The sequence below is a fragment of the Bifidobacterium sp. ESL0769 genome (genome assembly GCF_029395495.1).
GTDB lineage: Bacteria > Actinomycetota > Actinomycetes > Actinomycetales > Bifidobacteriaceae > Bifidobacterium.
The window spans coordinates 1,010,394-1,025,325 of the sequence record NZ_CP113918.1; the positions used below are offsets into that span (position 1 = coordinate 1,010,394).

Here is a 14,932-nt window from a genome sequence, read left to right on the forward strand (position 1 = left end):
TGATTATCGCTAGATATAATAAACGCGTCTTTTCCCGCAGTAACTAAGGCTGGTATGCGGGAAAAGACGTATTTAGACTTGTTATTTACGTCTTTTCCCGCAGTTGTGCAACGTTTAGTGCAGGGAAAGACGCATTTATTATTAGCATTTGTGTCTTTTCCAGTGGGCATAGTGCAGTTGGTGCTGGGAAAGACATATCGTTTATTTGGATACGTTCTTGTCTTCGGACGTTGCATGCGTATTGACCAGGAAATGTTCCTCGCCGGGGAGCACGGCGTTCAAAATCACCGCTACCACAAACGAGACCGCAATGCAGTTGGTGGCGAAAATCGATTGGAAGAGCTGCGGGAACTGGGCGAAGATGCCGCCGACCTGCGTGAAACCGATGCCGATGGTCAGCGAAAGCGCCGCGATGGTGGTGTTGCGCTGGCTGAAGCCTGCCTCGGCGATCATCTGGAAGCCGGAGAGGATGATGTTGCCGAACATCATGATGGTGCAGCCGCCAAGCACCGCCTGCGGCATCGAGTTGAAGAGCTGAGCGACGGCCGGCACAAAGCTGGCCAGGATGAGAATGAACCCGCCGGAAAGAATGACCTTGCGATTGACCACCTTGGTGACGGCCACCAGTCCGATATTCTGTGCGAACGAGGTGAGCGGCAGACAACCGAACAGGCCGGAAACCGTGGAGATGAGCCCGTCTCCGGCGATGGCTCCGGAAGTTTCCTTCTCGGTGGGCAGACGGTTCAGACCGACTTGGGAAAGCGCCGCGGTATCGCCCAGAACTTCAACGGAGGAGACGACGTAGAGCAGGGCGAAGGAAATGATGGATCCGGCGTCGAACGTCGGGGCGAACGGCATGAAATGAGGGACGCTGACGGCTTGCAGATGCTCAAAACCCGAGAAATCGACCTTGCCGAAGAAAATGGCAACAATATAACCGACAACCAGACCGAAGAGAATCGAAAGCTGCTTGACGGTGCCCTTCATCAACAGCTGGAAGGCAAGGCAGGCGACCAACGAGATGAGGCCCAGCGTGAGGTTCTGCCAGCTGCCGAAGTCCTTGGCTCCTGCACCGCCGCCGAACGATGAAGCACCGGTGGAAAGCAGCGAGAAACCGATGGAGGTCACGACGATCGCAGAGACGATCGGTGGTACGTATTTCTTCCAGAATTGAGCGGTGAGGCCAAGAATCAGCTCGAGCAGGCCGCCGACGATGACGGCTCCCACAAGCGCTCCGTAGCCCTGTTTACCGACGATAGCGGTGGCGGCGGCGACGTAGGTGAAGGAGATGCCGGTGACCATCGGCAGACGGCTGCCGACGCGCCAGAGCGGGTAGAGCTGCAGGCAGGTGCCGAGGCCGGCGACCAAGAGGCCGTTCTGAATGATCATCGCGGATTGTGCCGGGGTCAGATGCGCGGCGGCGGTGACCAGAAAGATCGGGGCGAGGTTGGCGACGAACATCGCCATGACGTGCTGCAGGCCGAAGGGGATGCCACGCCAGAAGGAAATCTGGCCGTCGAGGCTGGTCAGGGCCTCTTGCGTGCTGGATCTTGGCTGTGTGGTTTCTGCCGGTTCGGATGTGCCGCCGTCATGTTTTCGCCATGGCAGGTGGGATGCGAGTCCCGAAGCCGGCTTCCGCCCGGAATCATTTTGCGCGGTTGATGGAGGTTGTGTTGCTGTTGGAACCTGCATGTGTGAAGAAGACGATGCGGTTTTGGGCGCAGCTGTGCCTCCGTCATTTGATGGATTGATATTCGAAGTTTCGGCCTCATTTTGCGGGCCGTGCTGATCAGTGCTCAAAGGGTCTCTTTTCATGATGAAATTGAGATAGTGCTGACAGCAAAAAGTGTACGCCCGCCAGTAGGCAGACGTGTTTTGGGTGTTTCTCAAAGGAATATGCTCATTATGGCTCGCCCGGGTTCGCAGGGATTCGTTCTGTTTCGTAAGAGCACGTCCGGATTCATTCCGGTCTATTCATGTTCGATGCGTAATAAAACAAAAGCGGCCGCAGGAAAGCTATCCCATGCAAACCGCCTGATGTAATTATCGATTCAGACTAAATATAACCGCGAAAACTTAGGCGAATTCGATGGTGCCTTTTTCGCCGTCCATCGACTTGACGATGGCGAGAGAAGCGACATTGTAACCGGCTTCACGCAGTTCCTTGCCGCCGCGCTGGAAGCCTTTTTCGATGGCGATGCCGATGCCTTCGATAATCACGCCTGCCTCGTTGCAGATGTCGATGAGACCATGCATGGCTTTGCCGTTGGCCAGGAAGTCGTCGACCAGCAGGACGTGCTCGCCTTTGGTGAGGAAGCGCTTGGAGACGATGACAGGGAATTCCTTCTGTTTGGTGTAGGAATAGACGCGCGCGGTGTATTGGTCGCCGTCGAGGTTGATGGATTGGGTTTTCTTGGCGAAAACGACGGGAACGTTGCCGAAATGCTGGGCCGCGATGCAGGCGATGCCGATGCCGCTGGCCTCGATGGTCAGTATCTTGTCAATTTTCTTGCCGGCAAAGATGCGGGCCCATTCCGCGCCCATGTCGTTGAAAAGCGTCACGTCGCACTGGTGGTTCAGGAAAGCGTCGACCTTGAGCACGTCGCCCGGCTTGACGGTTCCGTCCCGACGAATCCTGTCTTCAAGTTCCTTCATATCTTCCTCTCGTTTCCGTCGGTAGGTCGTTACGCCGATGCCCCAAGCAAAGCGCATATATGGTCTCTGAGCATAATCAATGCATATGACGAAGATGAATCGGGCTCAGAAGTGATTGCATATATCATTTATATTCATTATTTATAGATAACAATATAAATACCATCGAAAATTTTGTCGAACGTTTCTTCAGCCCTTTATTTGGCTCAAAACTTGGTATTTTCAATACTTGTTCGTTGCCGATGGTTCTCCTTGATTTCGTTTCCCGCATAGCGCTTCGATGACAACTGTGTGTGATAGAAATGAAGTCCTATGGCAGACGGGCGGAGCTGGATTAAGGGCGCTCGCGAAACGGCTTTTTCGAAGGGAATGGGTGTGGCACAGGATCCGGATTTGATTGCACGAAGCGCCGAGGAACTGGTCGGCGATCTCAACGAACAGCAGGCCAAGGCGGTGCAGTATCGCGGGCCGGCGCTGCTGATCGGTGCCGGTGCGGGGTCGGGCAAGACCCGCGTGCTCACCCGGCGTGTGGCATGGATTCTTTCGCAGTTCGGCGCGTGGCCCAGCCAGATTCTCGCCATCACCTTCACCAACAAGGCCGCCGCCGAAATGCGCGAGCGTTTGGAAACGCTGATTGGCCCGGTGGCCGAACATATGTGGATCTCGACCTTCCATTCCGCTTGCGTACGCATTCTGCGGCGGGACGGCAAGACCATCGGCCTCAATTCCGGCTTTTCCATTTATGATACCGCCGACAGTCAGCGGTTGGTCAAACTCATCGGCACCAGCCTCAACGTCGATTTGAAACGCTATACGCCGCGCGCCATCCTCGCCCAGATTTCCGATTACAAGAACAAGCTTGTCGGCTGGAAGGAACTGCTCAAGACCTACGCGCCGGACTATACACCCGGTCAGCAGGGCTATCAGCTGGGACGTTACGACAACGCCGAGGCGCTCTACGCCGTTGTTTATGCGGAATATCAGCATCGTCTCGCCGCCGCGAACGCCGTCGATTTCGACGATTTGATTGTGCGCACCGTCGAGCTCTTACACGAGCATCCCGAAGTCGCGGATTACTATCATCACAAGTTCCGTTACATTCTTGTCGACGAATACCAGGACACCAATCACGCCCAGTATCAGCTGGTGCGCGAGCTTTCCGGCATCGACAGCGCCAATCGTCCGGCCGTGGGTTCGGAAGCTGGAAACCAGCCGGTCGCAGGGCGAGAAGGCCCGGCTTGGGTGACTGTCGTCGGTGATTCCGACCAGTCCATCTATGCCTTCCGCGGTGCCGATATCAGTAACATCCAGGATTTCGAAAAGGACTTCCCGGGAGCACTTACCATCATGCTGGAGCAGAACTACCGCTCCACGCAGACCATCCTCGACGCGGCCAACGCCGTTATTTCCAAGAACACCGGACGCAAGCCCAAGAAGCTCTGGACTTCGCTCGGCAAAGGGGATCCAATCGTGGGCTACGCGGCCGACAACGCGCAGCAGGAAGGCGGCTGGATCGCCAACGAGATCGCCAACTTGCGAAGTGAAAACGGGTATCGCTATTCCGACATGGCCATCATGTACCGTGCCAACGCGCAATCCCGTGCGCTCGAAGAGGCACTGATCAACGCCGGGATTCCCTACCAGCTGGTCGGCGGCACAAAATTCTACGAACGCCGCGAGGTCAAGGACGCCATCGCTTACTTGCAGGCCATCACCAACCCGGCCGACAGCGTCAACATGCGCCGCATCATGAACACCCCGAAGCGTGGGCTTGGCGCACGTGCGGAATCCATGGTCGCGGCTTATGCCGAGACACACGATGTGCCGTTCTGGGGCGGCATCGAACACATGGATGAAATTCCAGACCTGCCAACCCGCACACGTACCAAGCTCGGGGAGTTCCGAGACCTGATGCGAGGCTTGATGCAGTTCGCGACCGACCACGATTCCAAACCATCCGAGATCGTGGCGGAAGTGCTCAACCAATCCAAGCTGCTCGAGGAACTACAGCGTTCCACCGACCCGCAGGACGAGTCGCGCGTCGAGAACCTTTCGCAGTTGCAGTCAGTGGCCGCCGAGTTCGAGCAGAAGACCCCGGATGCCACGCTTTCCGGCTTCCTCGAGACCACCGCTCTAGTCGCCGATTCCGACCAGCTACCCGGCGAGGGGGAGGACACGGGCAAAGTCACGCTGATGACTTTGCACACGGCCAAGGGCCTCGAATACCCGGTCGTCTTCCTGACCGGCATGGAGCAGGGAACTTTCCCGCATTCGCGCTCGCTTGAAGACGAGCAGGAGCTTTCCGAAGAACGCCGCCTCGCCTACGTGGGCATCACCCGCGCCAAGCAGCGGCTCTACGTCACCCGCGCGGCCGTGCGCTCGCAGTGGGGGCAGGCCAACGACATGATGCCCAGCCAGTTCCTTGACGAGATTCCCGACAATCTGATCGAATGGAAGCGTCGCGAGGCCGGCGTCGAGCGCATGCGTTCCGGCTGGGGTAGCGGTTCCGGCGACAGTGATTTCGATGACGAATTCGGTGGTTGGGAGGACGATGACGGCTTCTCGTCAGGTTCGACCTTCGGCGGTTCAGGTTCATCGTCTTCCTACGGTGGTTCGCGTGGTTCTGGCCGTTCCTCTTATGGTTCGGGACGTTCTGGGTATGGCTCTCGTTCCGGTTCCTCCTATGGTTCCGGATCGTCGTACGGTTCCCATTCCGGCGGTTATGGTTCGTCCGGCGGCTCGCGTTCGGGTTCCCGTTCCTTGTACGGTTCCGGTTCTAGCTACCGCAGTTCGTCATCCCGTTCAGGTTATGGTTCGCATTCTTCCGGCGGTTCCTCGTACGGTTCGTCCTCATATAGTTCCGGTTCGCACACGCGCGGTGGCAAGGTGACCACGCGCAGAACAACACCGAAATCCACCTCGCGTTCTGTACCGGCTTCAGCGCTCAAAAAAGACAACAAGCTCGACATCTCCGATTTCAGCATCGGCGACAAGATTACACACGACCAGTATGGCCTGGGCACGGTTGTAGATACCCAAGACAAGGGCCGCAACTCGATCATCACCGTCGATTTCGGCTCCGACGGTGTCAAGCGCCTGATGCTGCGTGTGGCTCCAATTGAGAAACTTTGAATTGATTTCCGGGTGGCATTGAGTTTGTTTTAGTTTTTCGAATTCCCGTTTTCAAGTGGTTTCAGCCGTTTGGGATAGTGGCCTGCATTGTTGTATACAATGTGGGCCATTTTTTAATTCGGTCTCTTTCGTGTCGGTTATTCCCTAATATTGCCTCGAATGGTCAGAACAAACGTTCACAATGCAGACTTTACATTTGTAAAAATAGTGATAGTCTATAGACAGTTCGGTTAAAGATGCCGGATTGTAGTTGCAAAACTTTTAAAGGCGAAAGGATTTGTATATGCCTACGCAAGAGAGATTCCAAGGTAATTATATTCAATGGCTTGGTGCTGAATTCAAGAAGATCAATCTGGTCGCCGCCATGATTTGGTTCTTCGGCATCGGCTTCCAGACGGCGCTGTTGGTCACCAACCCGATCACGTGGCAGGCCGTCATCACCTATCTGGCCACCGTAGTCGGCCTGGGCTGCACCGTCTACATGATGGTGGGAGCGCCTATCAACGGGCTCCTCGGCTTGATCAGTGTCTTCGGCTTCGTAACCGTCAATCTGTTTGCCCACCATTGGTGGAGCGTCGTTGATCAGCTCATCTTCGCCTGCGCCATCGATATCCCGCTGATGATGAAGTGGAGGACCTGGGGCGAGGACTTCGGCGCCAAGGTGCGCAAGCTGCATGTCAAGGGCTGGATGGTCACCATCGCGGCCATCGCCATCGAATGGATCATCCTCTTCCAGGTCGCCCGCATCCTCAAGGATCCGCAGCCGGCGGTCGACGCGCTGGTGCTTTCCTTCGGCGCTACGGCTTCGGTGCTGTGCGTGATGCACGTCTCCAACACCTACACCCTGTGGCTTGCTGAGGATATCGTCAACGTCCTTCTTTGGTTCTATGCCCTCAAGGATGGTTACAGCCCGTCCGCGCTGCCGATGCTCGTCAGCACGATGATGTACACCGCCACCGCCATTTATGGCCAGTTCTTCAGTGTCTGGCACAAGGCAGGCAAGGCCAACAGCCAAGTGGCGAAGGCCTGATAGATTTATTGTCATTCGCGGGTCGTCGTATCCTCTTAAAGCTACGAATACGGCGGCCCTATCCAAAGAATAAGAGGTTATTAATAATGAACAAAGCAACATTGGCAAAATACATCGACCACACCTATCTGAAGGCCAACGCCACGAAGGCCGATATCGTCAGGATCTGCGACGAAGCCAAGCAATACAACACGGCTTCCGTGTGCGTCAACGCATACTGGGCCGCATTGGTCACCGAGCAGCTGGCCGGCACCGACATCAACACCTGCTGCGTGGTGGGCTTCCCCCTGGGAGCCACAAGCACCGCTTCCAAGGTGTTCGAAGCCCAGCAGGCCATCAAGGACGGCGCCAAGGAAATCGACATGGTCATCAACGTCGGCGAACTGATCGCCGGTGCAGATGACAACGTTGAAGCGGATATCAAAGCCGTCGCCGATGCCGTTCACGCTTCGGGCAAGCTTTTGAAGGTCATCATCGAGACCTCGTTCCTCGACCATGACCAGAAGGTGCGCGCCTGCGAGCTTAGCGAAAAGGCCGGAGCTGATTTCGTCAAGACCTCGACCGGGTTCAGCTCGGCTGGTGCCAAGGCCGAGGATGTCGCGCTGATGCGTCAGACCGTCGGCGATCGCCTGGGTGTTAAGGCGTCCGGCGGTATCCACAGCTATGAAGAGGCCATGCAGATGATCGACGCCGGTGCCACCCGTTTGGGCGTCAGCGCGACCATCAAGATTCTTGAGGGAGCGGAAGAGAACTAATCATGAAATACAATCGCATTTTTGGTTTGGTAATGGATTCCATCGGCACCGGTGCAGCTCCTGATGCCGCAAAGTTCGGCGACGAAGGTTCCGATACCTTGGGCACCATCGGCAAGTTCTTTGATGGCAAACTGCATCTGCCGAATTTCGCAAGGCTCGGCATCTCGAACCTGAGGGACACCCCGATTGAGGGTGTGCCCGCGGCCGAGCACCCGATCGGCTGCTTCGGCAAGATGGAAGAAGTCTCGGTGAGCAAGGACAGCATGTCCGGCCACTGGGAAATGATGGGCCTTCCCGTCACCCAGCAGTTGAGCTTCTTCCCGAACGGCTTCCCGGACGACATCCTCGACCCGATTTCCGAATTCTCCGGACGCAAGATCGTGGGTAACCGCCCCGAATCCGGCACGCAGATTCTCGAAGAGCTCGGCGAGCACCAGATGAAGACGGGCGACCTGATCATCTACACTTCCGGCGATTCCGTATTGCAGATCGCGGCGCATGAGGACATCATCCCGGTCAAGGAACTCTATCGTATCTCCGAATTCGCACGCAGCCTGGTCAACGGTCCGAAATACGTCGTCGGCCGCATCATCGCCCGTCCGTACGTTGGCAGCGGCAAGGGTCACTTCACTCGTACCGCCAACCGTCACGACTTCACCTTGAAGCCGCTGGGCGAAACCGATCTGGACAAGCTGCGGGAGGCCGGTTTCAAGACCATCGGCATCGGCAAGGTCAATGACATCTTCTCCGGACAGGGCATCGACGAAGGCTACCACAACCAGAGCAACATGGACGGCATGGACCATCTCGACCACGTCATGACGCAGGACTTCACGGGTTTCTGCTTCACCAACCTGGTTGATTTCGACGCCATGTACGGCCACCGCCGCAACCCGGAAGGCGACGGCAACGCCTTGATGGACCTCGATCGCAGGCTGGGCACCGTGCTCGACAACCTGCACGATGACGACCTGCTGATGATTACGGCCGACCACGGCAACGACCCCTGCTTCAAGGGGACGGACCACACTAGGGAATACGTCCCGCTGCTGGCCTATTCGCCGAGCATGAAGCATCCGGGAAGCCTGGGAATCCGCAAGACCTTCTCCGATTACGGCGCCACCGTTCTCGACAACTTCGGCGTAAAGACCGACATGCCGGGCACCAGCTTCCTTTCGGAGCTCAACTAAGCTGAATGAAGCTTAACAAAGTTCGACCAAGTAGTATCTATATATAAATAAATATATCGATATATGATTCCGACGTATCGATTGGCGGTCTCCAACGGATAGCGCATTGCGGTACGTCGGAATTGATACCAAATTAATATTTTTAGTCATCTTTAGCCACTTTGATAAGTGGCCGATACAAATTAAAGGAGATTTGTAATGAGCACCCATATTGATGCGCAACGTGGTGATATCGCCGAAACCGTATTGATGCCGGGAGATCCGTTGCGTGCCAAGTACATCGCCGAGAACTTCCTGACCGATCCCAAGCGTTACAACACCGTGCGCAATGCGTTCGGCTACACCGGAACGTATAGGGGCAAGCCCGTTTCCGTGCAGGCCACCGGCATGGGCATTCCCTCGCTGTCGATCTATACCACCGAACTCATCAAGGACTTCGGCGTGAAGAACCTCATCCGCGTCGGCTCATGCGGAGGCCTCGGCAAGGACGTCAAACTTCGCGACATCCTCATCGCCCAAAGCGCCAGCACCGATTCCTCCATCATCCACAACACCTTCGGCCAGGGCGTCTATTTCGCGCCCACCGCGGACTTCGGCCTTCTTGAGGATTCCTATCAGGTGGCGAAAGCCAAGGGAATCTCGGTGAAAGTCGGCAACATCCTCTCCGAAGACCGTTTCTACGATGACGAGCTCGATATCAACAAGCTCGCCGATTACGGCATCATGGGCGCAGAGATGGAGGCCGCGGGTCTTTACCTGCTCGCTTCCAAGCATCATGTCAAGGCTTTGGCTATTTCAACTGTCAGCGATATGATTGGCACAGACGAGGGGCTGAGCGCCGAAGAACGTGCGACCACCTTCAACGAGATGATTGAAATTTGCCTGGAGGTGGCTTATCAGCAATCATGAGTGAGCGATACGACAGGAAAAAACTTGCCCAAAGCATCACCGCTGCGAGGCTTTATTACGAGGATGCCCTCGACCAGACGGAGATTGCCCGTAATCTCGGCATTTCAAGGCCAACGGTTTCCCGGCTTCTGAAGCTGGCACGGGAAACCGGTGTCATCAAGATCGAGATCAACAATCCGTTCGTCGACGCGGAGGATCTGGGTGTTCAACTGGTCGATAAATACCAGATGAACATCCATGTGGCCCCTAACAATTACAACGGCGAGATTTCGACGTTGGACAGTCTCGGTGCCTATACCGCTGAGTATCTGACGCAGACCATTCGGCCCGGTGACATCATCGGCCTTGGTTGGGGCAAGACGATTCATTCCGTCACCACCCATTTGAACAACCATCCGGTGGAGGATACCACGGTCGTCCAGCTCAAGGGCGGCATCAATATCCGCTACCAGGATACGTATGCCGATGAAAGCGTGACCGAACTTGCCGCAGCTTTGGGCGCGACCCCGCATTTCCTGCCGTTGCCGCCGTTTTTCGACAGCAAGGTGACCAAAGAGATCGTGGAACGCGACCGCTTCATCGAGCAGACTCTCGAGCTCGGCAAAAAGGCCAATATCGCCCTCTACAGCGTCGGCACCGTACGCAACGATGCACTGCTGTTCCAGCTCGGATACTTCAACTCCAAGCAGAAGGCCGCGCTGAAGAAGTCGGCTGTGGGTGATGTCGTCTCGCGTTTCATCGACAAGGATGGCAAGGTCGTCAATAAGGATCTGAACGACCGCACCGTCGGCATCGGGCTGTCGGATTTGAAGGCCAAAAAGCACTCGATAGTGGTGGCGGCAGGGATTTTGAAGGCTCCTGCCATCCGTGCGGTCATGAAAGCAGGCTACGCCAACGAATTCATCGTCGATCAGGCGATAGCCCAGGAATTATTAACTTATGAAGATTGAGGTGTTGAACCATGCGAATGGTTGACGTTATCGACAAGAAACGAAACGGTGGGGAGCTGAGCGACGAGGAGATCAAGTTCTTCGTCGACGGTGTGGTCAGCGGGGAGATTCCCGACTATCAGACCAGCGCCCTGCTGATGTCCATCTATTTCAAGGACATGAACGATCACGAGCGCTCCCAGCTCACCCTGGACATGATGAACTCGGGGGACAGGCTTGACCTTTCCGGCATCCCGGGCATCAAGGTCGACAAGCACTCCACCGGCGGCGTCGGCGACAAGGTGAGCCTTCCGTTGGCGGCCATGGTGGCGGCCACGGGCATTCCCGTGCCGATGATTTCCGGACGTGGGCTCGGCCATACCGGCGGTACGCTCGACAAGCTCGAAGCCATTCCCGGCTATCAGGTCGAAATCAGCGAAAAGGACTTTATCGATCAGGTCAAGCGTGAAAAACTTGCGATCATCGGTGCGACGGGCAACATCGCCCCGGCGGACAAGAAGATCTATGCGCTGCGCGACGTGACGGACACGGTCGACTCGATTCCGCTGATTGCCAGCTCGATTATGAGCAAGAAGATCGCTTCCGGCACCGATGCGTTGGTCATCGATGTGAAGACTGGCGCGGGCGCGTTTATGAAGACGCTGCCGAAGTCCGAGGAACTGGCCAAGGCGCTGGTCGAGATCGGCAAAGGTGTGGGCATGCAATGCATGGCCGTCATCTCCGACATGAACCAGCCGTTGGGCCGGAAGGTCGGCAACACCTTGGAGATTGAGGAGACACTCGACACTTTAAAGGGCAAGGGCCCGAAGGATTTGCTCGAGCTGGTGCTCACGTTGGGCAGCTATATGGTCGTGCTCGGTAAGAAGGCGGCCAACGAGGACGAGGCGCGCGCGATGCTCGAACGCACCATCGAAGACGGTTCGGCGCTTGACCGGTTCCGCGCCATGGTCGTCGCCCAAGGTGGAGACGGCCGTGTCGTCGACGATTACAGCATCATGCCGCACGCGAAGTACCGCATCGAACTGCCGGCCAAAGCCAGCGGCTACGTCTCCCAGATGCTTGCCGACGAGGTCGGCATCGCCAGCATGAAGCTCGGCGGCGGCCGTGAGAAGGCCGACGACAAGCTTGATTACGGCGTCGGTATCGAGCTCAACAAGAAGGTCGGCGACAAGGTCTCCGAGGGCGAGTCCCTGCTGACCATCTGCAGCGAGAGCGAGGATGTCGACGACATCAAGGAACTGCTCTATAGCTGCATCAAGATCGGCGATAAAGCCGAGCCGTATCCGATGATTTACAAGATCATCAAGTAGCGATATCGGTCTGATTGTCAGATTGCGTGCGCCCCGTCCAACTCGACGGGGCGCACGTCCATACTCTGCGAGTAAAATAAAAGTTTGTGTTCGCCATAAGGCGGGCATTATCTGGAGTCTTAGCCCATCAGTGGGTCGGCGATGTTCTTCGTGTAAGCGGTGAATGTCGTTGGCGCTTGGCGCCTTGAAGCACTGGAGAGGCCTGGCTCAGCGCGGTTTCGCATGATTCCGCGTTCCGTTCAGATAACGACAGAATACAAAGGAACAACAGAAGAATGACTAACATTCAGCGTTCTCGCCGTCAGGTGCGCCTTTCGCGCGCCCTCGGCATCGCACTGACTCCAAAGGCTCAGCGCATCTTCGAGAAGCGTCCGTACGCTCCTGGTGAGCATGGCCGCACGCGTCGCCGCACCGAATCGGATTACGCGGTTCGTCTGCGTGAGAAACAGCGTCTGCGCGCCCAGTACGGCGTCTCCGAGAAGCAGCTTCGTGCAGCTTATGAAAAGGGCACCCACACCAAGGGCCAGACCGGCGATGCAATGCTCGTCGATCTCGAGACTCGTCTCGACGCTCTGGTGCTTCGCGCAGGCTTCGCCCGCACGACCGCCCAGGCACGCCAGTATGTCGTGCACCGTCACATTATGGTCGACGGCAACGTGGTGGACCGTCCGTCCTACCGCGTCAAGCCCGGCCAGACCATCCAGGTCAAGCCGAAGAGCCAGACCATGGTTCCCTTCCAGATTGCCGCTGAAGGCGTGCACCGCGATGTGCTGCCCGCAGTCCCCGGATACCTGGACGTCAACCTCGCCTCGCTCAAGGCGACTCTCACCCGCAAGCCGGAAACCAAAGAGATTCCGGTCGAGGTCAACATTCAGTACGTCGTCGAGTTCTACGCTCGCTGATTTCTGAATCCCATTCCTTTTAGGACATACCGCAAGGGCCCTGTGAGTTTCAAACTCACAGGGCCCTTGGCGTTGTCGGTTAAGTTGTCGATGTTATGTCACTCGCCAACGATGGCATCCACGATGGCGGAAACGATCGACATGATGATGGTGCCGATTATCGAGGCGAAGAAGCCAGAAATATAAACGCCCACGCCGAAGAGCGATACCGCCAGCCATGAGGCCAGCCGCATGCATAGCCAGTTGACGACCAAAAGCAGAATGATTGAAAGCAATCCCAGTGACATGATGGACAACGGCAGGGCTAAAATCTGCGTGACCCAATTCAGAATCGGTTTGACGACCGCGTTGACTAGGGCCAGAAACAGCGCGAAGGCGGCAATGCCGAGAATCGGGGGAGTGCCGATCGGCTGCATGCTTGGGATGAGCAACACCATCACGGCAGCGGCGATGGTAAGAATGATCCAGCGTGTGAAAAATCGTGTCATAAGAACAGTATGGCATAGGGGCCTGTTTGTAGAGCATTTGCGAGTGGTTCGTCCACGTCGTCAGCGCTAATCGAAATAATTATATTATATTAAATATTATTAATTAAGATAGAAAGGTCGCTGCTCGTGGGAAGCGTTGCGTTTTCGGTCGGCAAGCATACTGATTGGGATTTCGATTCGTTGCGTAAAGTGGCGTTTACCTCCGAGCAGCTATATACGATGATCGGTGGCCCGGATTACCTGCGCTATGTCGTGCCGGCCAAGGACGTTCCGTTCGCCAGTTACGCAAACGATGATGTATTTGCCTGGATGCGTCGTCGGTTGGTGGATTCCTGCGGTGCCATGGGCTTGGTGGGTGCCGACGCCATTCCATGCCCCGCATTGCAGCAGCTGATCGAGCCGATTCGCGACACGGCTTTCGCGGTGGGCGACGGTGTTATGCCTCCGGACGACGATCACGACGACATCCGTACCTACGTCGCGTATTTCGGCACCCGCTATGCCACGTTATGCAGGTTTTCGACCGTTCCTTACCAGCTTGGCTACAACCTCATCGGATTGGGCGGGCCAGATCAGTGGGAGAGTAATTTTCTTGAAGAGACGGGCACTTTAGAGGGCTTCAAAAAAGCCTCTGTGGCCTTGAAGGTGAATGTCAAAGAGCCTCGCGAAAAGGCTTTGCTGAACGGAGCAATAAGCGGATCCTTATATGATGCCGAAAAGTTTGCGGAAGCCAGAAATCTGCCGGAGGAACCTTTCGTCAATCTGGCGAGGGGAATACGAATCGGGCACTACCAATGTTTGACAATCCAGGGTGTCGATTTTCGGCGCACAAGGCTTGCTGAATCATCTCAGTTGCGTGATTTGCGCATCGGCCCGCAACCCTGGCGCGCATCGGAGGTGTTTCCGGGGGCCGGCGCGTTTTTCGTGATTGATTTCGACGCCAACCCGGGCGAGGACACTTCGGTCTGGGAAGGCGAAAGCATTTCCCATATCAGTTTTGAGTTCGCGCAAAAAGGCAGCTTGCTAGAACGATTTTCCGGCATACCACGCGCGCAGTGGGGCCAGTCCTTAGCAGGAATGGAGAAATGATATGGAAAGTGAAGCAAAACTTCGCAATGAATCGGCGACTTATCGGAATAGGGCCGTACAACATTCTGAAGCGGCAAAGCAGGCTCAAAACCGAGTCAATGAAATCAATGGCAAAATAAGTGGAACTCAGTCTCGTATTCAGGCCGTCGTGAATTTTAAGAATGGGACATTGACCGGACTGGAAACGACAAACAACACACTGACTAACGATTTGAAAAATATGGGGACTGCTGTGGGCGTGGGGCTGGCGGATGAAAGTGCAGGCTCTCATGCAAAAAGCCTTAACAAGAACAATGGTGTGCAGCTGAAAATCGTTCGTGATAAGTGTGATGCAATCATCTCCAGGCTCAATCGAGATTTGACTTCATTGAACCAATCACTTACAAAAGCACAATCTGACCTTAAAAGTGAAAATGCCGCAGTCACCAGCAACCAACGACTTCAGCAACAAGTGGATAACGAGTTGCAGCAGAATTAGCCTCAATGATTTTGGTAGCTCTGTTCCGAATATACGGGAGAACC

At 55.8% G+C, this 14,932-nt stretch carries 13 protein-coding genes; 10 read left to right on the plus strand and 3 right to left on the minus strand.

What is annotated here, in order from left to right; translation table 11 throughout:
• Positions 1 to 201: 201 nt before the first annotated feature.
• Entirely contained in the window at positions 202 to 1,800 is a 1,599-nt protein-coding gene (locus OZX72_RS04060; RefSeq protein ID WP_277159128.1) for a nucleobase:cation symporter-2 family protein, read from the minus strand.
• 276 nt (positions 1,801 to 2,076) lie between these two features.
• A complete protein-coding gene (locus OZX72_RS04065) occupies positions 2,077 to 2,655 on the minus strand; it encodes a xanthine phosphoribosyltransferase (RefSeq protein WP_277159129.1) in 579 nt (192 codons plus the stop codon).
• A 375-nt stretch (positions 2,656 to 3,030) separates the two neighbouring features.
• Between OZX72_RS04065 and OZX72_RS04070 the strand changes: the two genes are divergently transcribed.
• The 8 genes from OZX72_RS04070 to rpsD all read left to right on the plus strand — a co-directional run bounded on the left by OZX72_RS04070 (position 3,031) and on the right by rpsD (position 12,833).
• Positions 3,031 to 5,787: a UvrD-helicase domain-containing protein gene (locus OZX72_RS04070; RefSeq protein ID WP_277159356.1), complete on the plus strand. Its 2,757-nt coding sequence runs from the start codon at positions 3,031 to 3,033 to the stop codon at positions 5,785 to 5,787.
• A gap of 283 nt (positions 5,788 to 6,070) precedes the next feature.
• A complete protein-coding gene (gene pnuC / locus OZX72_RS04075; RefSeq protein WP_277159130.1) occupies positions 6,071 to 6,817 on the plus strand; it encodes a nicotinamide riboside transporter PnuC in 747 nt (248 codons plus the stop codon).
• Positions 6,818 to 6,903: 86 nt separating this feature from the next.
• Positions 6,904 to 7,572 (plus strand): deoxyribose-phosphate aldolase, encoded by a 669-nt coding sequence (gene deoC, locus OZX72_RS04080; protein ID WP_277159131.1) that lies wholly within the window; start codon positions 6,904 to 6,906, stop codon positions 7,570 to 7,572.
• Between the two features lie 2 nt (positions 7,573 to 7,574).
• The gene (locus tag OZX72_RS04085) at positions 7,575 to 8,762 is read left to right on the plus strand and encodes a phosphopentomutase (protein WP_277159132.1); all 1,188 of its coding nucleotides are present in this window, start codon (positions 7,575 to 7,577) and stop codon (positions 8,760 to 8,762) included.
• Between the two features lie 198 nt (positions 8,763 to 8,960).
• Positions 8,961 to 9,671 carry a purine-nucleoside phosphorylase gene (gene deoD / locus OZX72_RS04090; protein ID WP_277159133.1) on the plus strand — a complete coding sequence of 237 codons (711 nt, stop codon included), beginning with the start codon at positions 8,961 to 8,963 and terminating at the stop codon, positions 9,669 to 9,671.
• Positions 9,668 to 10,621, plus strand: a complete 954-nt coding sequence (locus OZX72_RS04095; protein ID WP_277159134.1) for a sugar-binding transcriptional regulator — start codon at positions 9,668 to 9,670, stop codon at positions 10,619 to 10,621. The genes deoD and OZX72_RS04095 overlap by 4 nt, the downstream gene beginning before the upstream one ends.
• Before the next feature lie 11 nt (positions 10,622 to 10,632).
• The gene (locus OZX72_RS04100) at positions 10,633 to 11,931 is read left to right on the plus strand and encodes a pyrimidine-nucleoside phosphorylase (RefSeq protein WP_277159135.1); all 1,299 of its coding nucleotides are present in this window, start codon (positions 10,633 to 10,635) and stop codon (positions 11,929 to 11,931) included.
• A gap of 275 nt (positions 11,932 to 12,206) precedes the next feature.
• Positions 12,207 to 12,833: a 30S ribosomal protein S4 gene (rpsD, locus tag OZX72_RS04105; RefSeq protein ID WP_277144570.1), complete on the plus strand. Its 627-nt coding sequence runs from the start codon at positions 12,207 to 12,209 to the stop codon at positions 12,831 to 12,833.
• A 98-nt stretch (positions 12,834 to 12,931) separates the two neighbouring features.
• On the opposite strand, the gene OZX72_RS04110 is transcribed toward rpsD, so the two are convergent.
• On the minus strand, positions 12,932 to 13,321 hold the full coding sequence (locus OZX72_RS04110; RefSeq protein WP_277159136.1) for a phage holin family protein: 390 nt from the start codon (positions 13,319 to 13,321) through the stop codon (positions 12,932 to 12,934).
• A gap of 126 nt (positions 13,322 to 13,447) precedes the next feature.
• On the opposite strand from OZX72_RS04110, the gene OZX72_RS04115 reads away from it, so the two are divergent.
• Both OZX72_RS04115 and OZX72_RS04120 read left to right on the plus strand, forming a co-directional pair.
• Entirely contained in the window at positions 13,448 to 14,410 is a 963-nt protein-coding gene (locus OZX72_RS04115; RefSeq protein WP_277159137.1) for a hypothetical protein, read from the plus strand.
• Position 14,411: 1 nt separating this feature from the next.
• Positions 14,412 to 14,888 carry a hypothetical protein gene (locus OZX72_RS04120; RefSeq protein ID WP_277159138.1) on the plus strand — a complete coding sequence of 159 codons (477 nt, stop codon included), beginning with the start codon at positions 14,412 to 14,414 and terminating at the stop codon, positions 14,886 to 14,888.
• Positions 14,889 to 14,932 lie beyond the last annotated feature (44 nt).

Bases quoted from the DNA above. Each gene is read 5' to 3' on its own strand.
- deoC (WP_277159131.1), top strand. From the start codon at position 6,904: ATGAACAAAGCAACATTGGCAAAATACATCGACCACACCTATCTGAAG.
- OZX72_RS04120 (WP_277159138.1), top strand. From the start codon at position 14,412: ATGGAAAGTGAAGCAAAACTTCGCAATGAATCGGCGACTTATCGGAAT.
- pnuC (WP_277159130.1), top strand. From the start codon at position 6,071: ATGCCTACGCAAGAGAGATTCCAAGGTAATTATATTCAATGGCTTGGT.
- OZX72_RS04100 (WP_277159135.1), top strand. From the start codon at position 10,633: ATGCGAATGGTTGACGTTATCGACAAGAAACGAAACGGTGGGGAGCTG.
- rpsD (WP_277144570.1), top strand. From the start codon at position 12,207: ATGACTAACATTCAGCGTTCTCGCCGTCAGGTGCGCCTTTCGCGCGCC.
- deoD (WP_277159133.1), top strand. From the start codon at position 8,961: ATGAGCACCCATATTGATGCGCAACGTGGTGATATCGCCGAAACCGTA.
- OZX72_RS04110 (WP_277159136.1), bottom strand. From the start codon at position 13,321: ATGACACGATTTTTCACACGCTGGATCATTCTTACCATCGCCGCTGCC.
- OZX72_RS04085 (WP_277159132.1), top strand. From the start codon at position 7,575: ATGAAATACAATCGCATTTTTGGTTTGGTAATGGATTCCATCGGCACC.
- OZX72_RS04065 (WP_277159129.1), bottom strand. From the start codon at position 2,655: ATGAAGGAACTTGAAGACAGGATTCGTCGGGACGGAACCGTCAAGCCG.
- OZX72_RS04095 (WP_277159134.1), top strand. From the start codon at position 9,668: ATGAGTGAGCGATACGACAGGAAAAAACTTGCCCAAAGCATCACCGCT.